This window comes from Roseovarius aquimarinus, assembly GCF_043661195.1.
In the GTDB taxonomy this organism is placed as follows: Bacteria; Pseudomonadota; Alphaproteobacteria; order Rhodobacterales; family Rhodobacteraceae; genus Roseovarius; species Roseovarius aquimarinus.
The window spans coordinates 490,972-516,917 of record NZ_JBIHMM010000001.1 but is presented as its reverse complement, the minus strand read 5'-3'; the positions used below and the strand labels follow the sequence as shown (position 1 = coordinate 516,917).

The 25,946-nt window shown below is 67.9% G+C and carries 23 protein-coding genes, 4 tRNA genes, 1 pseudogene and 1 riboswitch; of the genes and pseudogenes, 5 read left to right on the top strand and 23 right to left on the bottom strand.

Translation table 11 applies throughout. From position 1 onward, the window contains the following. Positions 1-17 precede the first annotated feature (17 nt). Positions 18-890 (bottom strand): NAD(P)-dependent oxidoreductase, encoded by an 873-nt coding sequence (locus tag ACGRVM_RS02495; RefSeq protein WP_377169029.1) that lies wholly within the window; start codon positions 888-890, stop codon positions 18-20. A gap of 132 nt (positions 891-1,022) precedes the next feature. Between ACGRVM_RS02495 and ACGRVM_RS02490 the strand changes: the two genes are divergently transcribed. Continuing rightward, complete coding sequence (locus ACGRVM_RS02490) at positions 1,023-3,497, top strand: penicillin acylase family protein (protein WP_377169031.1); 2,475 nt, start codon at positions 1,023-1,025, stop codon at positions 3,495-3,497. Position 3,498: 1 nt separating this feature from the next. On the opposite strand, the gene hflX is transcribed toward ACGRVM_RS02490, so the two are convergent. The 9 genes from hflX to dusB form a co-directional block, all read right to left on the bottom strand. Beyond that, positions 3,499-4,827: a GTPase HflX gene (hflX, locus tag ACGRVM_RS02485; RefSeq protein ID WP_377169033.1), complete on the bottom strand. Its 1,329-nt coding sequence runs from the start codon at positions 4,825-4,827 to the stop codon at positions 3,499-3,501. A gap of 24 nt (positions 4,828-4,851) precedes the next feature. Then, a complete protein-coding gene (gene hfq / locus ACGRVM_RS02480; protein ID WP_076533031.1) occupies positions 4,852-5,091 on the bottom strand; it encodes an RNA chaperone Hfq in 240 nt (79 codons plus the stop codon). Between the two features lie 158 nt (positions 5,092-5,249). After that, on the bottom strand, positions 5,250-6,794 hold the full coding sequence (locus ACGRVM_RS02475) for a TrkH family potassium uptake protein (RefSeq protein WP_377169037.1): 1,545 nt from the start codon (positions 6,792-6,794) through the stop codon (positions 5,250-5,252). Between the two features lie 3 nt (positions 6,795-6,797). Continuing rightward, a complete protein-coding gene (gene trkA / locus ACGRVM_RS02470) occupies positions 6,798-8,174 on the bottom strand; it encodes a Trk system potassium transporter TrkA (protein WP_377169039.1) in 1,377 nt (458 codons plus the stop codon). A gap of 79 nt (positions 8,175-8,253) precedes the next feature. Next, positions 8,254-9,636, bottom strand: coding sequence for a nitrogen assimilation response regulator NtrX (gene ntrX, locus ACGRVM_RS02465; protein WP_377170032.1), 1,383 nt, complete (start codon positions 9,634-9,636; stop codon positions 8,254-8,256). A gap of 5 nt (positions 9,637-9,641) precedes the next feature. Then, positions 9,642-11,888, bottom strand: coding sequence for a sensor histidine kinase NtrY-like (locus ACGRVM_RS02460; RefSeq protein WP_377169041.1), 2,247 nt, complete (start codon positions 11,886-11,888; stop codon positions 9,642-9,644). A 120-nt stretch (positions 11,889-12,008) separates the two neighbouring features. After that, positions 12,009-13,352 (bottom strand): response regulator, encoded by a 1,344-nt coding sequence (locus ACGRVM_RS02455; protein WP_377169043.1) that lies wholly within the window; start codon positions 13,350-13,352, stop codon positions 12,009-12,011. Beyond that, complete coding sequence (locus tag ACGRVM_RS02450) at positions 13,352-14,467, bottom strand: two-component system sensor histidine kinase NtrB (RefSeq protein ID WP_377169045.1); 1,116 nt, start codon at positions 14,465-14,467, stop codon at positions 13,352-13,354. Before ACGRVM_RS02450 ends, ACGRVM_RS02455 begins: the two co-directional genes overlap by 1 nt. Further along, a complete protein-coding gene (gene dusB / locus ACGRVM_RS02445; RefSeq protein WP_377169047.1) occupies positions 14,464-15,480 on the bottom strand; it encodes a tRNA dihydrouridine synthase DusB in 1,017 nt (338 codons plus the stop codon). Before dusB ends, ACGRVM_RS02450 begins: the two co-directional genes overlap by 4 nt. Positions 15,481-15,573: 93 nt before the next feature. Here dusB and ACGRVM_RS02440 point away from each other — a divergent pair, with 93 nt between their 5' ends. The 3 genes from ACGRVM_RS02440 to ACGRVM_RS02430 are packed head-to-tail and all read left to right on the top strand — an operon-like array spanning position 15,574 to position 17,665. Next, positions 15,574-16,707: a bifunctional 2-C-methyl-D-erythritol 4-phosphate cytidylyltransferase/2-C-methyl-D-erythritol 2,4-cyclodiphosphate synthase gene (locus tag ACGRVM_RS02440; protein ID WP_377169049.1), complete on the top strand. Its 1,134-nt coding sequence runs from the start codon at positions 15,574-15,576 to the stop codon at positions 16,705-16,707. Beyond that, a complete protein-coding gene (locus tag ACGRVM_RS02435; RefSeq protein WP_377169051.1) occupies positions 16,704-17,201 on the top strand; it encodes a phosphatidylglycerophosphatase A family protein in 498 nt (165 codons plus the stop codon). Before ACGRVM_RS02440 ends, ACGRVM_RS02435 begins: the two co-directional genes overlap by 4 nt. Beyond that, on the top strand, positions 17,198-17,665 hold the full coding sequence (locus tag ACGRVM_RS02430; RefSeq protein WP_377169053.1) for a CinA family protein: 468 nt from the start codon (positions 17,198-17,200) through the stop codon (positions 17,663-17,665). The genes ACGRVM_RS02435 and ACGRVM_RS02430 overlap by 4 nt, the downstream gene beginning before the upstream one ends. Here the strand turns inward: ACGRVM_RS02430 and ACGRVM_RS02425 are convergent. Further along, positions 17,662-18,108, bottom strand: a complete 447-nt coding sequence (locus ACGRVM_RS02425; RefSeq protein WP_377169055.1) for a type II toxin-antitoxin system RatA family toxin — start codon at positions 18,106-18,108, stop codon at positions 17,662-17,664. The genes ACGRVM_RS02430 and ACGRVM_RS02425 overlap by 4 nt on opposite strands. A 157-nt stretch (positions 18,109-18,265) precedes the next feature. Here ACGRVM_RS02425 and ACGRVM_RS02420 point away from each other — a divergent pair, with 157 nt between their 5' ends. Then, positions 18,266-18,448 (top strand): hypothetical protein, encoded by a 183-nt coding sequence (locus ACGRVM_RS02420; RefSeq protein ID WP_377169057.1) that lies wholly within the window; start codon positions 18,266-18,268, stop codon positions 18,446-18,448. A gap of 20 nt (positions 18,449-18,468) precedes the next feature. On the opposite strand, the gene ACGRVM_RS02415 is transcribed toward ACGRVM_RS02420, so the two are convergent. The 12 genes and pseudogenes from ACGRVM_RS02415 to ACGRVM_RS02360 form a co-directional block, all read right to left on the bottom strand. Further along, positions 18,469-18,545, bottom strand: a tRNA-Asp gene (locus ACGRVM_RS02415). Positions 18,546-18,715: 170 nt separating this feature from the next. Then, positions 18,716-18,792: transfer RNA gene (locus ACGRVM_RS02410), tRNA-Asp, on the bottom strand. 115 nt (positions 18,793-18,907) lie between these two features. Continuing rightward, complete coding sequence (locus tag ACGRVM_RS02405) at positions 18,908-19,582, bottom strand: adenosylcobinamide amidohydrolase (protein WP_377169059.1); 675 nt, start codon at positions 19,580-19,582, stop codon at positions 18,908-18,910. Then, positions 19,579-20,340 carry an ABC transporter ATP-binding protein gene (locus ACGRVM_RS02400; RefSeq protein WP_377169061.1) on the bottom strand — a complete coding sequence of 254 codons (762 nt, stop codon included), beginning with the start codon at positions 20,338-20,340 and terminating at the stop codon, positions 19,579-19,581. The genes ACGRVM_RS02405 and ACGRVM_RS02400 overlap by 4 nt, the downstream gene beginning before the upstream one ends. Further along, positions 20,337-21,320: a FecCD family ABC transporter permease gene (locus ACGRVM_RS02395; RefSeq protein ID WP_377169063.1), complete on the bottom strand. Its 984-nt coding sequence runs from the start codon at positions 21,318-21,320 to the stop codon at positions 20,337-20,339. The genes ACGRVM_RS02400 and ACGRVM_RS02395 overlap by 4 nt, the downstream gene beginning before the upstream one ends. Then, positions 21,317-22,126, bottom strand: a complete 810-nt coding sequence (locus ACGRVM_RS02390; RefSeq protein ID WP_377169065.1) for an ABC transporter substrate-binding protein — start codon at positions 22,124-22,126, stop codon at positions 21,317-21,319. Before ACGRVM_RS02390 ends, ACGRVM_RS02395 begins: the two co-directional genes overlap by 4 nt. 67 nt (positions 22,127-22,193) lie before the next feature. Further along, entirely contained in the window at positions 22,194-24,026 is a 1,833-nt protein-coding gene (locus ACGRVM_RS02385) for a TonB-dependent receptor plug domain-containing protein (protein WP_377169067.1), read from the bottom strand. A gap of 139 nt (positions 24,027-24,165) precedes the next feature. Continuing rightward, positions 24,166-24,370, bottom strand: a riboswitch (cobalamin riboswitch). Between the two features lie 113 nt (positions 24,371-24,483). Beyond that, positions 24,484-24,559: transfer RNA gene (locus tag ACGRVM_RS02380), tRNA-Val, on the bottom strand. A 50-nt stretch (positions 24,560-24,609) separates the two neighbouring features. Further along, positions 24,610-25,026, bottom strand: coding sequence for a histidine phosphatase family protein (locus ACGRVM_RS02375; protein ID WP_377169069.1), 417 nt, complete (start codon positions 25,024-25,026; stop codon positions 24,610-24,612). Between the two features lie 85 nt (positions 25,027-25,111). After that, positions 25,112-25,183 (bottom strand): annotated as a pseudogene (locus ACGRVM_RS02370) (histidine phosphatase family protein); the annotation flags it as partial. A gap of 88 nt (positions 25,184-25,271) precedes the next feature. Then, positions 25,272-25,346 (bottom strand) — tRNA-Val (locus ACGRVM_RS02365). 19 nt (positions 25,347-25,365) lie between these two features. Next, on the bottom strand, positions 25,366-25,938 hold the full coding sequence (locus ACGRVM_RS02360) for an HU family DNA-binding protein (protein WP_377169071.1): 573 nt from the start codon (positions 25,936-25,938) through the stop codon (positions 25,366-25,368). Between the last annotated feature and the right edge of the window lie 8 nt (positions 25,939-25,946).

The following is a 25,946-nucleotide window of genomic DNA, read 5'->3' as shown; positions in this document are numbered from 1 at the left end:
CGAAGGCCGCGCGGGCCTCAGCCCATCTTGCGCAGTCGCTCGATGAGGCTCGACGTGTCCCAGCGCCCGCCGCCCAGTTTCTGGACGTCCTTGTAGAACTGATCGACCAGCGCCGTGAGCGGCAGGGACGCGCCGGTCTCGTCCGCCGTCTTGAGGCAGATCCCAAGATCCTTGCGCATCCAGTCCACCGCGAAGCCATGCTCGAAATGCCCGTCCAGCATCGTGCCCGAGCGGTTGACCATCTGCCAGCTTCCCGCCGCGCCCTGGCTGATGACCTCGACCACCGCCGCGCCGTCGAGCCCAGACTTCTCGGCGAAATGCAGCGCCTCGCTCAGGCCCTGCACCACGCCCGCGATGGCGATCTGGTTGCACATCTTTGTCATCTGACCCGCGCCCGAGGCGCCGATGCGGCGGCAGAACTTGGCATAGGTGTTCATGATCGGCTCGGCGGCGGCATAGGCCGCCTCGTCGCCGCCGCACATGATGGAAAGCTGGCCGTTCTGCGCGCCTGCCTGCCCGCCCGAGACGGGCGCATCCACGAAGGCGATGCCGGCATCGGCGGCGGCGGCGTAGAGCTCGGCCGTGACGGCGGCGGAGACGGTGGTGTGATCGACGAAGGTGGCGGCCCGGTCCATCCCGGCGAAGGCGCCGGTCTCGCCGAGGCAGACCTCGCGCAGATCGTCGTCATTGCCGACGCAAGCCATGACGAAATCCGCGCCCTCGGCCGCCGCCCGCGGCGTCGGCGCGAAAGCGCCGCCATGCTCGGCGGCCCAGGCCTCGGCCTTGGAGGCCGTGCGGTTGTAGACCGTCACCTCATGTCCCGCAGCGGCGAGATGCCCCGCCATCGGATAGCCCATCACGCCCAGTCCCAGAAATGCCAGCTTCGCCATGGTTGCGCTCTCCTCGTTCACATTGCCTTGCGCGGCCATTGTCCTTTAGATCCTTTCTGACTATCCCCTCGGCCACGAGGCGACAAGGGCACGACCACGGGTCGGCAGGGCAAAGAGGCAAGGCAGCGCGGCATGGCGACGGTTTTCAAATGGCTGATGCGGATCGCGGCGGGGCTCTTGGTGCTCGGCGTCCTCGGTGTCGTCGGGCTCTATTTCCTGCTCTCGCGCTCGCTGCCGGACTACGAAGCGCGCCTCACCGTTCCGAGCCTGTCGGCCCCGGTCGAGATCGTGCGCGACAACGCGAACGTGCCGCATATCTTCGGACAGTCCGAGGAGGACGTGTTCCAGGCCCTTGGCTATGCGCATGCGCAGGACCGTCTGTGGCAGATGACGGTGCTGCGGCGCACGGCGCAGGGCCGGCTTTCCGAGATTTTCGGCCCGCGCACGCTCGGCACGGATCAGCTTTTGCGCCGCTTCGACATCTACGGCGCCGCGCGCCGTTCGGTCGAATGGCAGGATCCGGCGACGCGCGCCGCGCTCGAGGCCTATGCGCGCGGCGTCAACGCGCGCCTGACCGAAATCAACGAGAGCGCGCTGGGGCGCGGCGCGCCCGAGATGTTCGTCTTCAACGCCCCGATCGCGCCCTGGGTGCCCGCCGATTCCATCGCCATCATCAAGCTCATGGCCGTGCAATTGTCGCCCCATCTGCGCAACGAGGTGCTGCGTGCGCGCACCTCGCTCGCGCTCGACGATCCCGCGCGGCTTCAGGACATCATGCCCGACGCCCCCGGCAGCGGCATCGCCGCCCTGCCGCGCTATTCGAGCTGGTTCGCGCCGGGGGCCCTGCCGCGCTTCGCCGAGGCGCCCGCCCCGCCCGCGAACGCGCTTTCGCCCGCCCCGCCGCCCGAATTGGCGGGCGCGTCGAACGCCTTCGCCGCCGCGCCGGCGCGCTCGGCCTCGGGCGGCACGCTTCTGGCAAACGATCCGCATCTGGGCCTCACCGCTCCCTCGATCTGGTATCTCGCGCGGCTCGAACTCGCCTCGGGCGGCGTGATCGGCGCGACCATTCCTGGCGTGCCGCTCGTGCTTTCGGGGCGCAGCGACCGGCTTGGATGGGGCATCACCTCGGCCTATCTCGACGATCTCGACGTGCATATCGAGGAGGTCGATCCCGAAAACCCCGACCGCTACCGCACGCCCGATGGCTGGGCCGATTTCACCACCCGCCGCTCGATCATCACCATCGCGGGCGAGGAGCCGGTGACGCTGACCCTCCGCGCGACAGAGAACGGCCCCGTTCTGCCCGGCTCGCAATTCGGGCTCGGCACGATCACGCCGCCGGGCCATGTCACCAGCGTCTCCTGGACCGCGCTCAGCCCGCGCGACACGACGATGAGCGCCGGGATCGCGCTCATGCGCGCCGAGAACGTGGACGAGGCGCTGGCTGCGGGCGAGGAGTTCGTTGCCCCCGCGCAGGTGCTGACGGTGGCGGATGACCGGCGCATTGCCATGAAGCTCGTCGGCGCCATGCCCCGCCGCAGCGCCGCGCATGACACCGAAGGGCGCCTTCCGAGCCGTGGCTGGCTGCCGCAGAACCGCTGGCAAGGGCGTTATCCCTATTCGGCCAATCCCGAATTCATCGACCCGCCGGGCGGCATCCTCGGCAATACGAACAACAAGATCGTGGACCGCCCCTTTCCCAGCCATGTGAGCTTCCTCTGGGGCGACACGCAGCGCATCCATCGCTGGCAGCGCCTGATGCAGGGGCGCGAGGTGCATACGCGCGACAGCTTCGTCGAGGCGCAGCTCGACACGGTCAGCTTCACCGCGCGCTCGCTCCTGCCGCTGATCGGCGCCGATCTGTGGTTCACCGGCGAAAGCGCGCCCGAGGGCACGCCGCAGCGTCTGCGCCAGCGCGCGCTCGAATTGCTGGCCGAATGGAACGGCGAGATGAACGAGCACCGCCCCGAGCCGCTGATCTATGCCGCCTGGCTGCGCGCGCTCGGCCAGCGCCTCGCGAAGGACGAGCTCGGCCCGCTCGCGGACGAGTTCACGCATACCGACCCCGTCTTCGTCGAGCGCGTCTTCCGCGATATCGACGGCGCCAGCGCATGGTGCGACGTCAAGCAGTCGAACCCGGTCGAGACCTGCACCGACATCGCGCGGCTCGCGCTCGACGATGCGCTGGTCTGGATCACCGACCGCTATGGCACCGCGCTCGAATCGCTGCGCTGGGGGGACGCGCATCAGGCGACGCATGACCATCCGGTTCTCGGCGACGTGCCGGGCCTGCGCTATTTCGTGAATATCCGCCAATCGACCGGCGGCGGCGACAACACGCTCCAGCGCGGGCGCACCTCGGGCACGGGCGAGCATCCTTTCAACAACGTCCATGCCGCGGGCTATCGGGGTGTCTATGATTTCGCCGATCCCGGCAGCAGCGTTTTCATCATCTCGACCGGCCAGTCCGGCCATTTTCTGAGCCGGCATTACGACGATCTGGCGCAGCTCTGGCGGCGCGGCGAGTATATCCCGATGTCGCTCGATCCGGCCCTCGCCCGCGCGGGCGCCGTGGGCGTGACGGTGCTGACGCCCGAAGCGGAGTGAGCTATCTCAGCGCGTCGAACTCGGCGCGCTGGCGGGCGGTCCAGCGCACGGTGAGGCGATAGCCCTCCTCGCCCTGGCTCTCCTCTTCGATCACGCCCTGGCGGTGAAGCCATGCGCGCTTGGCGCCTGCCGCGAAAGGCAGATCCACCACCTCGAGCCGCGCGTCCCCGCTCAGCATCTCGCCCAGACGCGCGATCAGCCCTTCGACGCCCGCGCCGGTCACGGCCGAGATCGCCTCGACATTCTCGGTACGCTCGGCGCGGGTGACGAGCGCCGCGCGCTCGTCTTCCGGCATGAGGTCGATCTTGTTCCAGATCTCGAGGCGCGGCACGTCCTTGTCGACCTTGAGGCTCTCCAGAATGGCTTCGACATCGGCCTTCTGCGCCTCCGTCTCGGGATGCGAGATGTCGCGCACGTGGCAGATCACATCGGCGCTCAAGACCTCCTCGAGCGTCGCGCGGAAAGCGGCGACAAGCTCGGTCGGCAGATCCGAGATGAAGCCCACCGTGTCGCTCAGGATCACCTCGGGGCCGCCGCCCGGCAGCGCGACGCGCCGCATCGTCGGATCGAGCGTGGCGAAGAGCATGTCCTTGGCCATGACATCCGCGCCGGTCAGATGGTTGAACAGCGTGGATTTCCCGGCGTTGGTATACCCCACCAGCGCGACGATGGGAAACGGCACCTTGGCGCGCGCGGCGCGGTGCAGCGTGCGCGTCTTGGCGACCTTGTCGAGCTGGCGGCGCAGGCGCACGAGCTGCGTGTCGATGGCGCGCCGGTCCGCCTCGATCTGGGTCTCGCCGGGGCCGCCGACGAAGCCGAGGCCGCCGCGCTGGCGTTCGAGATGCGTCCAGGCGCGCACGAGCCGCGTGCGTTGATAGCTCAGCGCCGCCATCTCGACCTGCAGGACGCCTTCGCGCGTCGCCGCGCGGTCGCTGAAGATCTCGAGGATGAGGCCCGTCCGATCGAGTATCTTGACACCCCATTCCTTCTCGAGATTGCGCTGCTGCACCGGGCTCACCGGGCCGTCGATCAGCACGAGCTCGATGTCGTTGGCGGCGAACTCCGCCTTCAACTCGGCGATCTTGCCCTTGCCGAAGAGCTTGCCGGGATGAACCTTCGGCAATCGCACGACCGTGCCGCCCAGCACTTCGAGGCCCGGAAGCGCGTGGCCGAGCGCGACTGCCTCCTCCAGAGCCAGCTCGGGCCGGCGCGCATGGCCGCCCGATTTCCAGATATCGGGATGGATCACCCAGGCGCGGGTGTCGCGTGTGCGCGTGTCATAGCTGCCATCCGCATCGGGGCGCAGCTCGAACTCGTCGTCGTCGATCATGAAGGGACTTTCGGGGCGGGCCGATCAGGCCGCATCATCACCGTCATAAAGGCTGATGGGCTGGGACGGCATGATTGTCGAGACCGCATGCTTGTAGACAAGCTGCGACTGGCCATCGCGGCGCAGCAGAATGCAGAAATTGTCGAACCAGGTGATGACACCCTGCAACTTGACGCCGTTGATGAGAAAGACGGTCACGGGCGTCTTGGTCTTGCGCACCTGATTGAGAAATGCGTCCTGAAGGTTTTGACGGTCGGTTGCCATAGTTGTCCCCAAAATTCCATTATTCTTGCAATATGCCGCGGATCGGCATGCGGGCGTGCGCGTGTGTAATGCCCAATATGGAGCGCCGCGATTGGAGTTTCCAGCCCTAAAATCAAATGGCTTCCAAGGCTTGCCGCGCGAAAGCCCTGCCCTCGCCGTCAGTCGCGCCAGAGGCTGGGACTGATGAGGGCGATGATCGCCAGCGTCTCGAGCCGGCCCAGCACCATCGCGGCGCAGACGACCAGCTTGGCGGCGGGCGCCATGAGGTTCAGCGCGATGGGCACCTCGCCCGCGATCTGCGTGAGCGGCCCCGTCGTGGAGAGGGCCGCGATGGCGAGGATGATCGCCTGTTCGAATTCGAGGCCCAACGCGGCCAGAACCACCGTCACGAGCGCGAGCGTCATGGCGAAGAGCATGAAGAAGATCCACGCAACGAACGCACCCTGCCGTCGCATGCGGCGACTGCGCGCGCCCGCACGCCCGACCGAATTGGGATGCACGAGGCGCTCCATCTCGCGCTGGCCGTTGAGATAGAGCGCATAGACCCGCAAGAGCTTGACCCCGCCCGCCGTGGTAGCGACGCCCCCGCCGACGAGCGCGACGCCCATCAGGATGAGGCCCGGCGTGCCGAGACCCGACCATTCGCGCGCGACATCCCAATGCGCGCTCTCGAAGCCGGTGGTCGACAGAAAGGAGGCTACGCTGAACATGCCCCCCCAAAGCGCGCTCAGCGCGGAAGGGATGTCCTCGACCTGATCCGCGCTCGCCGCCCCGATCCAGTGGCGCGAAAAGAGAAGGAGCGGCACGCCCAGCACGATCAGCATGCCGAGCCGGAATTCCGGATCGTTGTGCAGGCCGGGCCGCGCCGAGGTGACGGTATCGGCCGAGAAGGTCAGGCGCGAGAGGCCGAACATCATGAAGAAGAAGATGATGACCTCGCCGCCGATGCCCGATCCGGCCTGCTCGACCCCGCCGATGGGGGAGATGCCGCTCGTCGCCATCGTGGACATGGCATGGATGAGCGCGACGAGCGGACGGTCGCCGCCGATGGCCAGAAAGAGCCAGAGCGCCCCCGTGAGCCCGATATAGAGCGGCGCGAGGGCCGTGGTGATCTGCCAGACGCGCCGGCCGGAGCCCGCGCGCTGAAAGCGGCCCTGCTGATCGTCGCCCTGCCCCGGCTCGGCCGTCGCCGTCACCTCGAAGCCCCCGAGGTTCAGCGGCGCGAGGATCGCCGAGGCCGCGATCCACATCAGAAGGCCGCCCATCCAGCCCACCATGCCGCGCCACAGATGCAGGCTGTCCACGAGGCGCCCCGGCTTGTCGAAGAGCGTCGCGCCCGTGGTGGTGATCGAGGAGACCATCTCGAAATATGCGTTGAGAAAGCTGGTCGTGCGCAGCCCTTCGTAGAACGGGACCGCCATGAAGACCGGCAGCGCGATGAAGGCGAGGCTCAGCGACATGAGGTTGTCGAGATCGCTCGCCTCGCGGCGCGTGTTGCCGCCCATCGCGAGCGCAATGAGCCCGATGACCACCAGCCCCAGCGCGCCCGAATAGCCGAAGGCGCGCGAGACGGTGTGCTCTTCCTGAAAGAGCGCGTGCAGCGCGGGCACGAACATCGCCACCGACACGATGGCCGCGAGGATCAGGATCAGCGGCATCCGCGAGAGCGGCGATGGACGCAGGAGGCGAGCGCGGCGCTGCATGGCTCAGAAAAAGTCGATCGAGACCTGAAGCAGCTGCTCCACACGCTCGACATCGTCGGCCATGGCGAAGATCACGATCACGTCGCCCTCGTCGATCCGCATCCCGCTCGTCGGCTTGAGGATCTTGTCGCCCTTCTGGACCGCGCCGACCAGTACGCCCTCGGGAAAGTCGATGTCGCGGATCATGCTGCCCGCGATCGAGGAGGTGGACATGACCTGCGCCTCGATCACCTCGGCCTCGGCGTCGCCGATGGAATAGACGCCCCGCACGCGCCCGTGCCGGATATGGCGCAGGATGCTGCTGACGGTCGTGGCGCGCGGGTTGATATAGGCGTCGACCCCGATGGGTTCGAGCAGCGGGATGAGCGTCGGGTCGTTGATGAGCGCGATGGCGAAGGGGCAGCCCTCGGACTTGGCGCGCACGGCGGCCAGAAGGTTGGTCTTGTCGTCGTCGGTCACGCAGAGGACCGCATCGGCCTTGCCGATGCCCGCCTCGGTCAGGATCGCGCGGTCGAGCGCGTCGCCGTTCAGCACGATGGTCCGCTCGAGCGCGTCCGCCGCCCGCTCGGCGCAGCGGCGGTCACGCTCGACCACCTTGGCGCGCAATCCCCGGCCCCTGGCCTCGAGCGCCTTGGCCACGGCAAGGCCCACATTGCCGCCGCCGAGGATCACCACGCGCTCCTGCTTGGGCGCCTTCTTGCCGAAGACCTCGAGCGTGCGCGGAATATCCTCGTTGGGCGCGAAGACATAGCACTCGTCCCCGACGAAAAGCTGGTCCGCCGCCTCGGGCGCGAAGAGCCGTCCGTCCCTCCGCACGGCCAGCACGACGACGCGCAGGGTCGAGAAAAGATCCGAAAGCTGGCGCAGCGGCGTGTTGACCACCGGGCAATCCTCGTCGAGCCGAAGGCCCATGAGCTGCGCCTTGCCGCCCATGAATTTCTCGGTGTCGAAGGCGGCGGGCGCGGCGAGGCGCTGGAGCGCGGCCTCGGCCACTTCCTTTTCCGGGCTGATGACCACGTCGATGGGCATGTGATCGCGCCGGTAAAGATCGGAATAGATCGCGTCGAGATAGGACTGGCTGCGCAGACGCGCGATCTTGCGGCTGATGGCGAAGACCGAATGGGCGACCTGGCAGGTCACCATGTTCACCTCGTCCGAATAGGTGGCCGCGATGATCATGTCCGCATCGCGCGCCCCCGCGCGGTCGAGAACGTCGGGATAGCTCGCGAAACCGCAAAGGCCCTGCACGTCGAGCGTATCGGTCGCGCGGCGCACCAGATCGGGATTGCTGTCCACGACCGTCACATCGTTGTTCTCGCCCGAGAGGTGCCGCGCGATCTGCCAGCCGACCTGCCCCGCGCCGCAAATGATGACCTTCATGCCATGCCTTTCAAAGCCGTCTCGCCCCGATGTGCCCGACTATCAGCGTGCGGTCAAATACCTTGGCGCAGCGCGCCCCTCAGCCCGCCCGCGCGCCCGCCTTGGAGGAGGTGACGACGCCCAGCGATTTCAGCTTGCGGTGCAGCGCGCTGCGCTCCATTCCCACGAATTCCGCCGTGCGGCTGATATTGCCGCCATAGCGGTTGATCTGGGTGAGCAGGTACTCGCGCTCGAACGCCTCGCGCGCCTCGCGCAGGGGCATCGTCGCGAGCGCGCCCGAGAGGACGACGCGGCCATCCACCGGCGCGCTGTCCGTCTCGCCGGGCAGCTCGCGCGCCTCGATCTCGCCAGAGCCGTCGCCGAGGATCAGCACACGCTCGACCACGTTGCGAAGCTGGCGCACATTGCCGGGCCAGGACATGGTCTGAAGCTGCGCGCGCGCCTCCGCGCCCAGCTTGCGCAGGGGCAGGCCCTGGGTCTTGTTCAGCATCTCGATGAAATACTCGGTCAGGAGCGGAATGTCGTCGCGCCGCTCCTCGAGCGCCGGCACGGCGATCGGCACCACGTTGAGACGATGAAAGAGCTCCCGCCGGAAGCGCCCCTCGGCGATCTCATGTTCGAGATCGCGCGAGGTGGAGGATATCACCCGCAGATCCACCTGCACCTTGTCGGAGCCACCGACGCGCAGGAATTGCTGATCGACCAGCACGCGCAGGATCTTGGACTGCGTGCCGGGCGGCATGTCGGCCACCTCGTCGAAATAGATGACGCCGCCATTGGCCTCCTCGAGCAGACCCGGCTCGATGCCCTTTTCCTCGCTCTCGCGTCCGAAAAGCACCTCTTCCATGCGCTCCGCCTCGATCGATGCACAGGGCGCGGTGACGAAGGGTGCGCCGGAGCGGTTGGAATTGACGTGGATATAGCGCGCGGCCAGTTCCTTGCCCGAACCCGCCGGCCCCGAGAGCATCACCCGCCCGTTCGAGCGCGTCACCTTGTCGAGCTGGCCCAGCAGAGCGCGGAAGACGGCGCTGTCGCCCAGCATGTCGGCGGGCGTCGTCTCGCGGCGCTTGAGCGAGGAATTCTCGCGGCGCAGGCGGCTCGTCTCCATGCCGCGGCGGATGACCACCATGAGCTGGTCGATGTTGAAGGGCTTCTCGATGAAATCATAAGCGCCCTGCTTGATCGCGGCGACGGCGATCTCGATATTTCCGTGGCCCGAAATGATGACGACCGGCACCTCGGGATAATCACGCTTGACCGCCTTCAGGATGTCGATGCCATCCATGTTGCTGTCTTTCAGCCAGATATCGAGGATCAGAAGGCCCGGCTGCTCGGCGGCGATGGCGGCCATCGCCTCGTCGGAATTGCCGGCGAGCCGGGTGGCGAACCCCTCGTCCTCGAGGATGTCCGAAATCAGCTCGCGGATGTCCCGCTCGTCGTCAACGATCAGAATGTCGCTCATGCGTGTCATGCTCCCACCGCCTTGTCGGCGCTTTCCTGCTCTGAAATCATTTCGGTCAAATCCAGCCGTATGACGGCCATGGCGCCCGGATGCGCGCCCTCCTCGAAGGGGGCGGCATCCACGAGACTGAGCGTGCCGCCATGCTCTTCGATGATCTTCTTGACGATCGGCAGACCGAGGCCCGTGCCCTTGTCGCGCGTCGTCACATAAGGCTCGAAGAGGCGCGAGCGATCTTCGGGAAGGCCCGTGCCGTTGTCCGAAATCGTCAGTTCCGCGCGCCCGTCCGCATGGCTGCTCCGCACACGGATCACGGGCTGATAGCCTTCGGGCGCAAGGCCCTTTTCGACAAGTGTTTCCGTGGCTTCGCCCGCGTTCTTGATCAGATTGGTGAGCGCCTGGCTGATCATCGTCGCATCCACATCCGCCCAGAGCGGCGCCGCGTCGAGATCGGTCTCGATGCGCACCTCGGGCTGGCCGGCCTCCTGAAGCAGCACCGCTTCGCGCAAAAGCCGCGTGAGGCTTTCGGGCTTGCGCTCGGGTTCGGGCATGCGGGCGAACTTGCTGAATTCGTCCACGATGCGGCGCAGATCGTCCGTCTGGCGCACGATGACGCCGGTGAGCTGCTTGAGCGACTCGGCGTCCTCCTCGGCCAGCAGCTTTGAGAACTTGCGCTGCGTGCGCTCGGCCGAGAGCTTGATGGGTGTGAGCGGGTTCTTGATCTCATGCGCGATGCGGCGCGCGACATCGCCCCATGCGGCCATGCGCTGCGCGCTCACGAGGTCGGTCACATCGTCGAAGGCCACCACATAGCCCTCGCGCTTGCCCTTGTCGGTGCGGCGGGTGGACATGCGCACCAGAAGGCTTTCCTGCGCGCCGCCGCGCGTCACGCGGATCTCGTCCTGCACGAAGCCGCCCGCGCTTTTGCGCAGCCGCGCGAAAAGCTCGGCGAATTCCGGCACGGCGACCGACAGATCGACCGATTGCCGATCCTCCTGCCAGTCGAGCAGCTTTTCCGCGGCGCGGTTCACGAAGGTCACGCGCCCCTTCGCATCGAGGCCGACGACGCCCGACGAGACGGACCCCAGAACCGAGTCGAAGAGGCGGCGCCGCCGCTCGATCTGCTCGGTATTTGACAAAAGCGCCGCGCGCTGGCCTTTGAGCTGGCGCGTCATCTGGTTGAAGAAGGTGCTGAGCTGCGCGATCTCGTCGTCGCCCTCTTCCTCGCGGACCTGCACATCAAGATCCCCCGCCCCGATGCGCTGCGCCGCGCTGGTCAGGCGGCCCACGGGGCGCGCGAGGCGCTCGGCGAACCACAGCCCCAGCCAGACGGCGGCGAGGATCAGGATCACGGCGAATCCGAGATAGAGCAGCCCGAACTCGAACAGGACGCGGCCCCGCTCGCTCTCGCGCTGCTGATAGAAATTGGCGGTTTCCTTGGTCTCGTCCAGAAGGTTCAGGATATCGCCGTCCACATTGCGGCTGACATAAAGATAGCGGTCCGCGAAGCCTTCGAGCGGGATGAGCGCGCGAAACTCGTTGTTGTCCCAGTCCTGAATGACCAGCAGGCCGTCGCGCCGCGCCTCGGCCAGCGTCTCGGCGGAGGGCTCTTCGTAATCGAAGAGATAGGACGACTCGCCCCGCGCGCGGATCTCGCCGCTGCCGTCGATCACGAACGCCTCGCGCAGCCCGCGCTGGATCTCGCGCTGCCCTTCGGAAAGGATCTGCCTAATGTCGCCATCATCGAGAAAGACGCTGCGCTGCTTGACGTCCTCCAGAAACCGCGCCACGGCCTGCGCGTCGATGATGAGATCGCGGCGATGCTCGTCCTCATAGGCCTCGGCGGCGGCGACGGAATTGCTCACCACCCGCCCGACCCGGTCCGAAAACCACGCCTCTAGCCCCATGTTGACCGACAGCGTGGCGAAGACGGCGACGGTGATCGTCGGCAAAAGCGCCATGATCGCGAAGACACCCGTCAGACGCAGATGGAGCCGCGAGCCCGCGCTCTGCGAGCGCCGCGCCGAGATCATCTGCACGACGCGTTGCAGCACGAGCGCGGCGACGGCGATGACATAGACGAGGTCGGCCAGAAGCACGATGCGCAGCACGTTCGACTGTGCGCCCTGATCGAGCGGGCCCATCACAAGGAAGGTCACAAGGGCCAGGACAGGGCCGAGACTGACGAGGCCGAGGGTCGCGACGGTCTGGAAACGCTTGGCCCGACGCAGGCGCGACAGACGTTCCCAGCCCATTTTGCGTGTCCTTGCGGCCACTTGCACCCCCCAGCGCATCGGCGCCATTCCTGCGGCGCCCACCATATCTTGTGGCCGGGAAGGCTCGCCTTCCATTTGCGCCACAGGTCTGTTGCGCTTTTACATCAACTTGCGGCGGCGTGTCACCTCAATATCCAGATCGGTGATCTTTTTCCGGAGGGTATTTCGATTGATCCCGAGCAAATCGGCGCATTTCGCCTGATTTCCGCCCACCGCATCGAGCGCGATGCGCAACAGCGGCGCCTCCATCTCGCGCAGGACGCGCGCGTAGAGGCCCGCGGGCGGCAAGTCCTGCCCATGCAGATCGAAATAGCGTTGCAGATGCTCGGCGATGGCATCGGGCAGCGTCTCGCCGCCCGGGGCGGGCGCGGCGGCCGGACTGGCGGCATGGCTCGCCAAAAGCGCGTCGACCTCGCTGCGCGCGATCACCGGCACGCGCGCGGACAGCGCGAGGCGGCGCATCGCGTTCTCGAGCTCGCGCAGGTTCCCCGGCCAGTCATGCGCCTCGAGCGCCTCGAGCGCCTCGGGCGCAAGGCGCCGCGCGGGTGCGCCGGCCTCCTCGGCCAGATAGAGGAAATGCGTGGCGAGCAGCGACATGTCGCCCTTGCGCGCCCTGAGCGGCGGGATGTCGATGGCGGCGCCCGCAAGGCGGTAATAGAGATCCCCCCGCAGATTGCCGCCCGTCTGCGCGGTGGCGATGACGCGCGGCGCGTCCCCGCCCCGCGCCGCCGCATCGACGAGCGACAGCGCCCGCAATTGTGCGGCATCGCTGAAATCCTGCACGCCTTCGAGAACGATCGTGCCGCCCTTCGCCTCCGCGAGAAGCCGCGCGGGCGCGGCGTCATCGGCCAGATCGGCAGGCCCGGCGGCCAGGAAGGGCCGCCCCCGGCGGCGCGAGACATCATGCACGACGCGCGCGGTGAGCGATTTGCCCGTCCCCTGCTCGCCCGCGATCCAGAGCGACAGATCGCTGTCGATCACCCGCGCCAGCACACGGAAAAGCGCCTGCATCGGCGCGCTCTGCCCGACGATGGGCAGCTCTTCGGGCGGCGCCTCGGCGGCGGGGGCGCGCGGCGTGCGCCGCGTCTCGAGCGCGCGGGCCGTGCGCGACATGAGGTCGGGCAGATCGAAGGGTTTGGGCAGATAATCCCAGGCCTCGGCCTCGGCGGCGCGGATGGCGGTCATCACGGTGTTCTGCGCCGAGATGATGATGACCGGCAGCCCCGGCCGCGTCTCGGCGATGCGCGGCAGCATCTCGAGGCCGTTTCCGTCGGGCATGACCACGTCCGAAATCACGGCATCGCCCATCCCTTCGCCGATCCAGCGCATGAGGGTCGTGAGGCTCGAGGTCGCGTGCACCTTGCAGCCCGCACGCGTGAGCGCCTGGCTCAGAACCGTGCGGATGGTGCGGTCGTCATCCGCGATGAGAACGGTTCCATCCATCAGACGGCCCTCCCGCGCGGCGCGAGCGGCAGCGAGACGCGAAAAACCGTGCGCCCCGGCTGCGATTGCGCGGTGATCCAGCCGCCATGCACCGCGACGATGCGCGCGGCGAGCGCGAGGCCAAGGCCGGTGCCGTTCTCGCGGCCCGACACGAAGGGCTCGAAAAGGCTCGCCTTCAGCTCCTCGGGCACGCCCGGCCCGTCGTCGATCACCTCGATATGAAGCGGCAGCGCGGCGGGGATGCCATCCTCGGCCCTCCGGCGCGCGCCCTGCTCGAAACTGCTGCGCAGGGTGATCGTGCCGCCCGCGCCGCCGGCCGCTTCCGCCGCGTTCTTGATAAGGTTCTGAAGAACCTGAAGCAGCATGTCCGCATCGGCCCATGCCTCGGGCAAGGACGGATCATAGGCCTCCTCTATCCGCATGTCGGAGGCGAGGCCGAGCGATGCGCTTCGACGCGCGCGGCGCAGAACGTCATGCACATTGACCGGAGCGAGGCGCGGCGGCGCGAGATTTCCGTAGCTTTCGACCTGGCTGAGCAGCGCGGCGATGCGGCGGCTTTCACTCACGATGAGGTCGGTCAATTCGCGGTCCTCCGGGCCGAGGTTCATCGACAGAAGTTGCGCGGCCCCGGTGATGCCGGCAAGCGGGTTCTTGATCTCGTGCGAGAGCATCTCGGCCATGCCGATGGCGGAGCGCGCGGCGGGATGCGCGCCCGGATCGTGAAGCATCTGGCCCGATATGGCCCGCCCGGCCATGATCTGCCCCGAAAGGGCGCGCGGCGTAATCAGCATGAGCATCGCGCCGCCGCCTTCCGGCGCGGGCGCGGCCTGAAGGCTGCATTGCACCGCCGCGCGCCCCCCCGCGCCGATGCCGATATCGGCCACGAAAAGCGGCCCGCCGCCTTGCCGCGCGCGCTCGAAGGCGGCGGCGATCGGCGTGTCGAGATCGAGCACCTCCCAGACGGGCTGGCCCGCGAGGCTGCGCGCCGAGCTGTTCAGGAAGGCTTCGGCGGCGGGATTGACGCGGCAGGCGCGGTCCTCGGCATCGACGATCAGCGCGGGCACGGGCAGCGCCGCCCAGAGCGCGCCCTCGAGCGACGCCTCGGGCCCGCTCATGCGGCCACCTCGAAGCGGCTTTGCACGGCGCGCGGCAGCAGGCGCAGAACCTTGTCCGGGTTTGGTGACGTCAGAACCGCACGGCGCAATTCCGGCGCGGCCTCGTCCAGATACCAGCCCAAATGCTTGCGCGCGACGCGGGCGCCCAGTTCCTTGCCGTAGAAGTTGAGCATCGCCTCGTAATGCCTTGCAATCATGTCGATAAAAGCACCACCTTCGGGAATTTTCGGCGCGGGCAGACCTGCGATGCGATGCGCGATCTCGGCCAGCACCCAAGGACGGCCCTGCGCCCCGCGCCCCACCATCACGCCATCGGCGCCCGAGGCCGCCAGCGCGCGGCGCGCCGTCCCGGCGCAGGTGATGTCGCCATTGGCGATCACGGGGATCGACACGGCGTCCCGCACCTCGCGGATCGCCGCCCAGTCCGCGGCACCCTTGTAGAACTGGCAGCGCGTGCGCCCATGCACGGTGATCATGGCGACGCCCGCGTCTTCGGCCATCCGCGCCAAAAGCGGCGCGTTGCGCTGCGCGTCGTCCCAGCCGAGCCGCATCTTGAGCGTCACGGGAACCGACACGGCGCCCGCGACGGCCTCGATCAGGCGCTGCGCCAGATCCGGCTCGCGCATCAGTGCCGAGCCCGCCGCGCCGGAGCCGGCGGCGCGGGTCACTTTCTTGGCCGGACAGCCCATGTTGATGTCGATGAGACGCGCGCCCTGCGCCTCGACCATCCGCGCGGCCTCGGCCATCCAGTGCGGCTCGCACCCGGCAAGCTGAACGGAGGTCGCCTCGGCGCCCAGCCCGAGCTCGGCCTTACCGCGCGCAGAAGGCTTGGCCTGCACCATCTCCTGGCTCGCGATCATCTCGCTCACGACGAGGCCCGCGCCGAAGCTCGTCACGAGGCTGCGAAACGGCAGATCGGTGATCCCGGCCAGCGGCGCGAGCAGCACCGGCGAGCCGAGTGAAAGCCCCCCGATCTCGAGGCGCGGTGGCAGAACCCTGTCGGTGCGCGGCATTGGCTGTGTCCCCATGACGCTACAGTCTTAGCGGGCGCGGCGGGCCACTGCAATGAATTGCATGCTGCGGCGCGGCGCGATAGCGTGATTGGCATGACATGTGCCGTTTTGATAGTCGCCGCAGGACGCGGCACCCGCGCGGGCGGCGATCTGCCCAAGCAGTGGCAGCCCCTCGCGGGAAGGCGCGTGATCGACTGGACGGTCGAGCGATTCCGGACGCAGCCCGACGTGCAAAACATCATGATCGCCCTGCATCCCGATGATATCGAAGCCTATTCCGCGCCGGAGGGCGTGCGGACGACGCAAGGCGGCGCGAGCCGGGCCGCTTCGGTGCGCGCCGGACTCGAGGCGCTGGAGGAGACGGGCTGCACCCGCGTGCTGATCCACGACGTCGCCCGGCCCTGCGTGAGCGCTGCGCTCATAGGCCGCGTGCTCGGCGCGCTCGAGGACGGCGCGCGGGCGGCGGCGCCCGCGCTTGCTGTGACCGATGCGCTCTGGACCGGGGAGGCGGGCCGCGTCACCGGCACGGCGGATCGCAGCGGGCTCTGGCGCGCGCAGACACCGCAGGGTTTCGATTTCGCGGATATCCTCGCCGCGCATCGCGCATATGACGGCGAGGCCGCCGACGATGTCGAAGTGGCGCGGGCGGCCGGGCTTGACGTGGTGATCGTGCCGGGCGATGAGGACAATCTCAAGATCACGCATCCCCCCGATTTCGCGCGGGCCGAGGCCATTCTGAGAGGCAAGATGGATATTCGCATCGGCTCCGGCTACGACGTTCACCGGTTCGGCGAGGGCGATCACGTCATGCTCTGCGGCGTGGCGATCCCGCATGAGCGGGGGCTTCAGGGCCATTCGGACGCCGATGTGGGCCTTCACGCGCTTTGCGACGCGATCTACGGCGCGCTCGCCATGGGCGATATCGGCCGCCATTTCCCGCCGAGCGAGCCGCAGTGGAAGGGCGCCGAAAGCCATGTATTTCTGCGCCATGCGGTCGCGCTGGCGCGCGAGATGGGCTTCGGCATCGGCAACATCGACATCACGCTCGTCTGCGAGTGGCCCAAGATCGGCCCCCATGCCGAGGCGATGCGCGGCGCGCTGGCCGAGATCACGGGCACCGGGATCACGCGTATTTCCGTCAAGGCCACCACATCCGAGCGGCTCGGCTTCACCGGACGCGAGGAGGGCATTGCGGCCATGGCGAGCGTCCTTCTGGTGGCGCAATGAGGATCGCGCAGCTCATCGCGACGGTGGGCGGCATCGGCTATCTGCGCCCTGCCCCCGGTACTTGGGGATCGGCGGCGGCCCTGCCCCTCGGGGCCGCGCTGCACCTGATCGGCGGGCCGTGGCTCTTGCTCATCGCCATTATCGTGGGCTTCGCCAAAGGTGTCTGGGCCACGATTCAAATGACGCGCGGCGCGGACGATCACGACCCCTCGCATATTGTCATCGATGAGGTGATCGGCCAGTGGATCGCGCTTTTGCCGCTCTCCTTCGGGGCGTGGCATGTCGGCGCGTCGATCTTCGCGCTCTGGCCCGGCTGGATCGCGGCCTTCGTGCTCTTCCGCCTCTTCGATATCTGGAAGCCCGGCCCCGTCGGCTGGGCGGACCGCAAGCATACGCCCTTCGGCGTGATGTTGGATGACGTGATCGCGGGCATTCTGGCGGCCTTGGGCGTCATCGCCCTCGCGGCGCTCGCGCATGGGGTGATGGCGGCATGAGCGCCGAGGCGCTTCTCGAGCGCGCCCGGGCGCAGGGCGTGAGGATCGCCGCCGCTGAAAGCTGCACGGGCGGGATGGTGATGGCGGCGCTGACCGCGATGCCCGGCAGCTCGGACGTGGTCGAGCGCGGTTTCGTCACCTATTCCAACGCGGCCAAGATTGAGCTTCTGGGCGTTGCCGAGACAACGCTCGCGGCCCATGGCGCGGTGAGCGTCGAAGTGGCCGCCGAAATGGCCTCGGGCGCGCTCGCCGCGTCGCGCGCGGATCTGGCCGTTTCCATTACCGGCATCGCGGGCCCGGGTGGCAGCGACGCGAAGCCCGAGGGCCGCGTCTGTTTCGGGATCGCCCGCAAGGGCGCGCCGGTCAGGACCGAGATGCAGGATTTCGGCGCGCTCGGCCGGGCCGAGGTGCGCCAGGCGGCGACGGATCATGCGATCGCCCTGATGCTGGGCGCGCTCGCCTAGCCATAAAGCTCGCGCGCGCGGCGCTCGAAGGCGCGCACGATGCGTTGCATCGCCTCGTAGAAGAACAGCCCCGCCGCCGATTGCAGGATGCGGTTGCGAAACTCGAAATCCACGTGGAAATCGACTGTGCAGCCCTCTTCCGTGTCGGTGAATTTCCAGTTCGAGACCATGTGCTTGAACGGCCCGTCGAGATATTCGGTGTCGATCTTCATATCCTCGGGATAGAGCACCACGCGGCTTGCGAATTTCTCGCGAAAGACCTTGAAGCTGATGACGAGATCGGCCTCCATGACCTCGCTCCCATCAGGCTGCTCGGTCCGGCTGCGCACACGCGCGGCGGCGGTCCAGGGCAGGAATTTTGGATAATCGCCCACATCCGCGACCAGATCGAACATCTGCTGAGCGCTATAGGGAAGCTTTCGGGTTTCGGAATGGGTGGGCAAGGCCGCCTCCGGGCATTTTCGCGTGACAGTGGCACCTTATGTCATAGACTGCGGCGCAAATGGCAAGGGCCGGGCCCGGAACGCGGGCTGCGGCACATGGCAGCAAACGCGCCGCGCGGGATCGGGTTTCGCGCAAGACGCGTCGAGAGGTCGAGGCATGAATACCCGCTGGCTCATGCGCATGGCGCGATGGGCGCAAAACCCGCCGAGCTGGGGACGCGTCAAATTCGTCTTTGCGATCATCGGGATATGCGTCGCTCTTTACACGGCCGAGCGCATCTGGGGCTGGCCGGACGCGCTGACGCCCGACCCCGTGACGCATCGTGGCCTCAAGCCATGAAGAGGTATGCAAGGGGAAAGTGGCGCGGTTGACGGGGCTCGAACCCGCGACCCCCGGCGTGACAGGCCGGTACTCTAACCAACTGAGCTACAACCGCGCGTGGGGTGTGGAGTAGTGGAGCCGCGCGGGGGCGTCAATGGGTAAAAACGCGGATTTCGGCGCCGGCGCGCGAATTTTTCCAAAGGCCCCTGCATGCCGACACGGCGCGCAAAAAGCGCCGGGACAGGCCCGAAAACACACCATCCATGTCGTGAAGAAAAGCAGCGGTGGCGCGGTTGACGGGGCTCGAACCCGCGACCCCCGGCGTGACAGGCCGGTACTCTAACCAACTGAGCTACAACCGCCCACTGCAATCGCGCGAGGGCGTGAGCCGTCCCGCGATGGCACGTCTTTAGTCGGCACCGCGGGACGCGTCAAGCGCGAGTTTCAGCTAATTTCGAATTGCTCGGACCGCTTGGATCAGAGCGTGCGCCGCACAGTGCGCATCCATTCCTCGGCGCCTCGCGCGGTCGCCTCGTGCACCGCCCGCCCAGCCGCTTCGCCGAGCGCGGTGTGCATGCCCGCATAGCCGATCGTGCCCGCCGGCGCGGCGACGGCGATGCAATCCGTGCCCGTTCCCGTGGCCCGCCCTGTGGGCAGATCGAACCCCGCCTCCATCACCGCCGCCGTGCGCGCCGAGGCCGCGAGGGCGAGCGCCTCGATCAAGGCGGCATCGCTGAGGCCCGCGCCCGCCATGGCGCCCTGTCCCGGCTCGAGCCGCAGCGCGATGTTGATCGTGCCCCAGTCCTGCCCGCTGCGGTCCATCCGCGTCCCGATCCGCTCGGCATTGGAGAGGCCTACTGTGGCAACGGCGGTGGCGCGCATCCCCTCGACCTCGGCGCGCGCTACATGATGGCAGGCGATGTCGCGCGAGGTGAGGAACGCCACCGCATCGCGCGCGCCGCGTGACTCCAGCGCGTCCTTCAGCCACCTGTGCACGTCGAGATCCGCGGGAAGGTCCGCGTTTCGCACCTCGCGCCAGAGGATGCGCCGCGCGGTGACGAGGCCGGGGCGGTTGATCGCCCAGCTCAGCACGCGCATCTCGGTTCCGAGATCGAATTCGAGCCAGGGCGCGTCGAGCGTGAGGCCGCTCACCGCGTGACCCTCATGGGCTGGAAGATCGGCCCACCCTCGCCGTCGCGCCACGCCGCCTCGATGCCGAAGACCGCATCGAGCCGCTCGGGCGTCAGCACTTCGGCGGGCGCGCCATCCGCAACGAGGCCGCCGCCCGGCGCGAGCAGCACGAGGCGCGTGCAATGGCGCACCGCGAGGCCCAGATCATGGAGCGAGACGAGGCAGGATTTGCCCTGCGCGGCCAGCGCCGCGAACGTCTCCATCGTGGAAATCTGATGCGCGGGATCGAGGCCCGCCGTCGGCTCGTCCGCCATAAGAAGCGGGGTTTCCTGCGCAAGGGCCCGCGCGATGAGCGCGCGCGCGGCCTCGCCGCCCGAAAGCCGGGTCGCGGCCCGCTGGCGCAAAGGCGCAAGGCCCATCCGCTCGATCGCGGCATCCGTCGCGGCATGATCCTCGGCGGTGGCGCGTTGGCCTGCGCCCAAATGAGGTACGCGGCCCAGCATCACCAGCGTCTCGACGCTGACGGGCCAGGCGATCTCGCGCGCCTGAGGCATCCAGGCGGCGGCCTTGGCCCGCAAACGCGGCGCCATCTCGGCAAGACTGCTGCGGCCCTCGGCTGCGATCAGACCCAGCGCCGCGCGCATGAGCGTCGTCTTGCCCGCGCCGTTCGGACCGATCAGGCCCACGAATTCGCCCGGCGCGATGGTCAGATCCACATCGCGGAAGATCTCGCGCCCGCGCAGGGCGACGCCGAACCGCTCGAGGCTCAGAAGGCTCATATCCCGTCCTTCCGCGTCTTGAAGATGAGATGCAGGAAGACGGGCGCGCCGACGATCGCGGTCAGAACGCCGAGTTTCAGGTCCTGCGACGGCAAGATGAGGCGCACCGCGATATCGGCGGCGAGGAGCATGATCGCGCCGCCGAGCGCCGACGCCCAGAGGAGCCGCGAGGGGCGCGCGCCGACAAGGGGGCGCAGGATATGCGGCACGACCAGCCCGACGAAGCCGATGGCCCCCGCGACCGCCGTTCCCGCCCCGACGACGCAGGCCGTGCCGACCACCAGCACCGCGCGCATCGCCCCGAGGCTGATGCCCATCGCGGCGGCCGCGTCCTCGCCCAATGTCAGCGCATCGAGGCCGCGCCCCAGCGTTCCGAGCAGGACCCAGCCCACCGCCATCAGCGGCAGCGCCAGCCAGACATGCACCATCGAGCGGTCCGAGAGCGAGCCCATCATCCAGAAGACGATCTCGTTCGCGGCGAAGGGATTGGGCGAGAGGTTCAGCACCAAGGAGGTGAGCGCACCCGCCAGCGCCGATATCGCGATCCCCGCGAGGATGAGCGTCAGCGCCCCGCCGCGCGGCCCCGCCAGCGCCATCACCAGAACGACGCCGATCAGCGCACCGGCAAGGGCCGCGAGCGGCAGGCCGAGCGCGAAGCTCGCCGCCAGCCCCGTCTGGATCGCCAGCACCGCGCCGAGCGCCGCCGACCCCGACACGCCGATGAGACCCGGCTCGGCGAGCGGATTGCGCAGATAGCCCTGCATCGCCGCCCCGGCGAGGCCGAGGCTCGCGCCGATCATCGCGGCGAGGATCGCGCGCGGCAGGCGAATCTCGCGCATCACCATCGCGGCGGGGCCATCGCCCCCCTGCCAGAGCGCAGCGATCATCTCGCCCAGACCAAGGCTCGCCGGCCCGATCAGCAGCGAGGCCGCGAACAGCGCCAGAACCGCCAGCGCGAGGGGCGCCATCAGGCGGCTCATCCGCCGGGGCCACCTGCGGCCGTGCCCGCCATGCGCGCCTTGAGCGCACGCCGCGCCTCGGCCATGTCGGAAATGGCGCGCAGCACGAAGGGGGTGCCGCAGACCCAGTCCTGATCCGTCATGGCGGCGCTGGCCGCCTGCCCGCTCAGCCCGGTGACGACCGGATGATCCATGACCTCTTCGGCGCGGCTGCCGCCCGGATAGCGCCGCGTGGTGATGACGAGCTCGGGGTCCAGCATCGCGAGGATTTCAAGCGGCAGTTTGCCCCAGTCGTACCCCGCTTCGGCGGGCGCGTTGCGCAGACCGGCGGCGGCGAGGATGTCGTCGGCGAGCGACTGCTCGCCCGAGGTATAACCATTGGCATAGTAAAGCGCCGCGCGCGGATCGCCGCCGCCGACACGCGCGCCCGCGCGCAGCTCGGCGAGATCGGCGTCGAAGCGCGCGACCATCTCTTCGGCGGCCTTCTGCCGCCCGAGCGCCGCGCCCATCTCGAGAATGCGCGCGCGCACATCCTCGAGCGAGCGGGTGATGTCGAACTGGATAACCTCGATGCCGAGGCGGCGCAGCATCGCGACCGTCTCGCGCGAGGTATAGCTGCCCGCGACCACCAGATCGGGGCGCATCACATGCACCTCCTCGGCGCGGCCCGCATTGATCGCATAACCCGCCGCCTCATCCGCCATGGGCGAGACGCGCCGGTCGAGCGCGATGCGGCTGACCGACAGAAGCTGCCCCTCGCCCGCGAGCAGCATCGCAAGCTGATCGGTGCAGAGATTGATCGACACGACTCTCTCGGGCGCGGCCATCGCCGCGCCTGCAAAGGCCAGATCCGCGCCCGCCAGGCAGGCGGACGCGGCCAGCGTTCTTATGCGCTCAGAAAGACGCACGAAGCCCCACATAGGCCGCCCGGCCCGGCTGGTTGAAGCCGCCCGCGGTCTCATAATCCTCGTCGAAGAGGTTCTCGAGCCGCAGGTAGATCTCGGCATTGTCGCTGAGATCATAGCTCACCCCGGCACCGACCAGCGTGTAATCGCCCACCTTGTTGTTCGCCGGTGCGAAGGCGCTCGGAACGATATCGGCGACGTGGCGGATATCGACATATCCCGCGAACCGCTCGGTGAAGTCGGCGCCGAGGCCGATCACGGCGTCATGCTTGGGCGTGCGGGTCAGGCGCGCGCCCTCGGTCTCGGCATCGGTATAGGTGTAGGCGCCAAAGAGGCGAAGCGCGTCCGTGAGCGCGACCTCGCCCGACAGCTCGATGCCTTTCGACGTCGTGGTGCCGGGAACCTGGTTGTAGCAGCCGAACCCGCTGCCGCAGGCCGTCGCGGCGCCGTCGAAATCGATCAGATCGTCGATATCAGTGTAGAACAGGGTCGCCTTGATGAAGCCGGCCTCGCCATAGGTCTTCTCGGCGCCCAGCTCGTAGCTGATGCTCTTCTCGGGCTGAAGGGCCGGATCGCCGAAACTGCTGAACCGCTCGAAAAGCGATGGGGCGCGGTAACCGGTCCCGACGACGGCGCGGAAGGCCAGATCTTCCACGGGGCGCCAGACGGCGGCGACGCGGCCGGTGGTCTCGCCGCCGAAGCTCGAGTTGTCATCATAGCGCAGCGCCGCCGAAAGATCGATTTGCTCGGTCGGGCTGAACAGCAGCTCGGCCGTCGCCGCGGAGTTGTCTTCCGAGCCGACGGTCGTGCCCGAGTCTATATCTTCGTCCGTGCGCTCCGCCCCGATATTCAGCACCGTGCGCGCGCCGAGTTCGGCACTGCCGAGATAGGACAGCGTGCGGCGCTCGCCTTCGAAGCGGGTGGTCCCGCCGGTCGGATCCTTCCGGTCGATGTCGAAATAGCTGTAGCTGAGCGTATGCGTCACCGCGCCCGTCTCAAGCGTGGCGAAGACGCGCGCGCCGAGTTCCTCGGTCGAAATCTCGCCGGTTGCGTTGTTCGAAAAACGGCTGCGGTCGATCTCGATATCGCCTTCGCGATAGAGCACCGAGCCGCCGATGGTCAGGGTCTCGGTCGCGTCGAATTCGGCGCTGCCGGTCAACGTGCTCTGCTCGAAGCCGTCCTTCTCGGTGTTGAAGCTCTGGGCCGAAATACCCTCCGACTCGACGCGCCCATAGGTGAGCGCAACGAAGCCGCGCTCGGACTTGTAGCCGCCGCTCAGCGATCCGGAGTAAGTGTCGAAGCTTCCGGCCTCGACTTGCGCCGCGCCTGAATAGCCCAGTTTTTCAGGGCGATACGTGGTGATGTTGATGACGCCACCGATCGCCTCCGAGCCGTAGAGCGCCGATTGCGAGCCCTTGAGCACTTCGACCCGCTCGACACCCGCTGCCGTGAGACCGCCGAAGTTGAACTGGTTCTGCGTGCCGGACGGGTCGGCCACGTCGATCCCGTTGATCTGCACGCCCACATAGCGCGACGGCAGGCCACGAATGAAGATGCCCGCGGACGCTCCGAGGCCGCCATTCGAGACAGAGGTGACGCCCGGCAGACGCGTCAGCGCATCGAGCACGGTCGTGTCGTTGCCGCCCGCATCATCGCCCTCCAGCACCTCGACCGTGGCGCCGGTGCGGCCGCGCTCGACAGGCGAGAGGCTGCTCGAAAGCACGATGGTGCCGAGGTCGAATGTCTGCTGGGCCTCGGCATGGCCGGCGGCGTGGGCCGCCGCGCCGGCGAGAATCGTGGTGGCGAGAAGTCTGGTCTTCATGGTCTGTCTCCGAACGCACCCTATTTCGGGCGCGCCTTGCGTCTTTGAATGAGCATGCGGAGAAGCGCGTGGCTTCCGCAGGCGGCGAGGATGCCACCACAACGGAAGGATCCGTTGCCCATGACGCGCCCCGCGTCCGGACAGGGTGAGCACTTCGGCAGGTCTCCTGACTCGCGGGTCACAGCTTGGCCGGGTCTTCCCACCGCAACGCGCGGCAGTGACATGTTCCGGCTTCGCTCGCCGCCTACAGTTGCGGGGGCAGTCGCGGAATTGGCCGATGGCCGAACCGCGTTCCCTATTATCCATCGCCCTCGCGGGCTTGGACCGAAGCACGACCTGCTTAGCGCGCGGCCCCCGCTGCGGAAAGAGGGAAAATCGAAAATTTTCGCGCGCGGCGACGTGCACGCTCAGCAGCGTACATGAACCTTGGCCAGTATCTCATTGAGATAAGGTGGAATGGTGGGTGGTGAGGGGCTCGAACCCCCGACATTTTCGGTGTAAACGAAACGCTCTACCAACTGAGCTAACCACCCGCTGGGCACGGATTAGCGCCATCGGCGCCCCCGCGCAAGAGCCTGGAGACTCACTCAGCCGTCGCGCTGCCGATCCGCCGCTCGCGGCCGTCCTCGAGATGGTAGACGCAGCCCTGCCCGTTCTCCTGCGCGCCCATCTCCTCGAAGGCCATACCCTGCGCAAGCCCGCGCAGCACCTGCCCCCAGAGGCCATGCGCCACCACGATGCTCGGTCCGCGCAGCCCATCGGCAAAGTTCCGCACCCGTATCATGAGCGCATCCAGCCCCTCGCCGCCCGGCGCGGCGGCATAGGTTTCAAGATCGCTCGCGCCCTTCGGCAACTCGGATTTGAGGCGGCCCTCCCAGGCGCCCGTGTCGATCTCGGCGAGGCGCGGGTCGACGACGGCGGGCGTGCCGGGCAAGGCGATGGCCGCCGTTTCGCGCGCGCGTCCGAGCGGCGAGACATAGATGCCGCCCGGCCCGGCCAAGACCTGCGCCAAGGCGGGCGCGATCAGCCCGGCTTGCCTGCGCGCGGCCCCTTGCGGTCAGCGGCGAGTCACGCCGCCCCTGAATGCGCCCGGCGAGGTTCCATTCGGTCTCGCCATGCCGCAGGAACCAGATCGGGGGCCAGTCAGGCAGATGCATGCGCGTCGCCTTGCGAAAAAGTCCCGGCGCCCCAACGCGAAACGGCGCCCGATCGGGGCGCCGCTGCGACTGGAGTGCCAGTGAAAGATGGTGGGTGATAAGAGATTTGAACTCCTGACATCTTCGATGTGAACGAAGCGCTCTACCACTGAGCTAATCACCCTTGGGATGGGTTTCTAGCGTCAGTCGCTGCCCTCTGCAACCGCTTCTTTCAGCGGATGACGCAGCGGCGCGGTGGAGGTGTCGATGGCGGCGTCGGGTATGCTCGCCGCGGTGGCGACGCCTGCGGGAATGCTCGCGACCGCCGCCGAAGGCTGGCGGATATTCGCAACGATGACGCGGGCTTGCGGCGTTTCCTTCACGCGCTTGCGCTTGATCTTGCCCATCGGTTGAAGGTTCAGCTCGCGCCCCTCGGCGAGAGAGGCGCCCAGAACCTCGAGCATGGCTTCGATGACGGGTTTCGCATGCTTCTTGGCGACGCCCGAACGCTCGACTACGAGCGAGATCAGCTCCTGCTTCTTGAGCTGCTCGGCACCCGCCTCGTCCGTCGCCTGGGCAGGCTTGGCAGGTCTTACATTCGTCTTTTCAACAGCTTGGGGCGCACTCTTCGCGCCGCCTTGCGCGGGTGCTGCCTTGGCGACGGCGAGCGGGGGCTTCGGCACCATCGTCGTCACGCTGCCCTGTGCGCGCAGCGGCGCGGGCGGCTTGGGCGGCATCGCGCTCGCGCGGCTCGTCTTGGGGCTCTTGCTTTTCATCTTGCTGC

Coding starts and splice junctions, on each gene's coding strand:
- ACGRVM_RS02475 (WP_377169037.1), bottom strand. CDS start 6,794: ATGCAGCGCCGCGCTCGCCTCCTGCGTCCATCGCCGCTCTCGCGGATG.
- ACGRVM_RS02450 (WP_377169045.1), bottom strand. CDS start 14,467: ATGAGCGGGCCCGAGGCGTCGCTCGAGGGCGCGCTCTGGGCGGCGCTG.
- ACGRVM_RS02460 (WP_377169041.1), bottom strand. CDS start 11,888: ATGGGCTGGGAACGTCTGTCGCGCCTGCGTCGGGCCAAGCGTTTCCAG.
- trkA (WP_377169039.1), bottom strand. CDS start 8,174: ATGAAGGTCATCATTTGCGGCGCGGGGCAGGTCGGCTGGCAGATCGCG.
- ACGRVM_RS02420 (WP_377169057.1), top strand. CDS start 18,266: ATGAATACCCGCTGGCTCATGCGCATGGCGCGATGGGCGCAAAACCCG.
- hflX (WP_377169033.1), bottom strand. CDS start 4,827: ATGATCGACGACGACGAGTTCGAGCTGCGCCCCGATGCGGATGGCAGC.
- ACGRVM_RS02435 (WP_377169051.1), top strand. CDS start 16,704: ATGAGGATCGCGCAGCTCATCGCGACGGTGGGCGGCATCGGCTATCTG.
- ACGRVM_RS02385 (WP_377169067.1), bottom strand. CDS start 24,026: ATGAAGACCAGACTTCTCGCCACCACGATTCTCGCCGGCGCGGCGGCC.
- ACGRVM_RS02395 (WP_377169063.1), bottom strand. CDS start 21,320: ATGAGCCGCCTGATGGCGCCCCTCGCGCTGGCGGTTCTGGCGCTGTTC.
- dusB (WP_377169047.1), bottom strand. CDS start 15,480: ATGCCGCGCACCGACAGGGTTCTGCCACCGCGCCTCGAGATCGGGGGG.
- ACGRVM_RS02440 (WP_377169049.1), top strand. CDS start 15,574: ATGACATGTGCCGTTTTGATAGTCGCCGCAGGACGCGGCACCCGCGCG.
- ACGRVM_RS02360 (WP_377169071.1), bottom strand. CDS start 25,938: ATGAAAAGCAAGAGCCCCAAGACGAGCCGCGCGAGCGCGATGCCGCCC.
- ACGRVM_RS02430 (WP_377169053.1), top strand. CDS start 17,198: ATGAGCGCCGAGGCGCTTCTCGAGCGCGCCCGGGCGCAGGGCGTGAGG.
- hfq (WP_076533031.1), bottom strand. CDS start 5,091: ATGGCAACCGACCGTCAAAACCTTCAGGACGCATTTCTCAATCAGGTG.
- ACGRVM_RS02495 (WP_377169029.1), bottom strand. CDS start 890: ATGGCGAAGCTGGCATTTCTGGGACTGGGCGTGATGGGCTATCCGATG.
- ACGRVM_RS02400 (WP_377169061.1), bottom strand. CDS start 20,340: ATGAGCCTTCTGAGCCTCGAGCGGTTCGGCGTCGCCCTGCGCGGGCGC.
- ACGRVM_RS02390 (WP_377169065.1), bottom strand. CDS start 22,126: ATGGCCGCGCCCGAGAGAGTCGTGTCGATCAATCTCTGCACCGATCAG.
- ACGRVM_RS02490 (WP_377169031.1), top strand. CDS start 1,023: ATGGCGACGGTTTTCAAATGGCTGATGCGGATCGCGGCGGGGCTCTTG.
- ACGRVM_RS02455 (WP_377169043.1), bottom strand. CDS start 13,352: ATGGATGGAACCGTTCTCATCGCGGATGACGACCGCACCATCCGCACG.
- ntrX (WP_377170032.1), bottom strand. CDS start 9,636: ATGAGCGACATTCTGATCGTTGACGACGAGCGGGACATCCGCGAGCTG.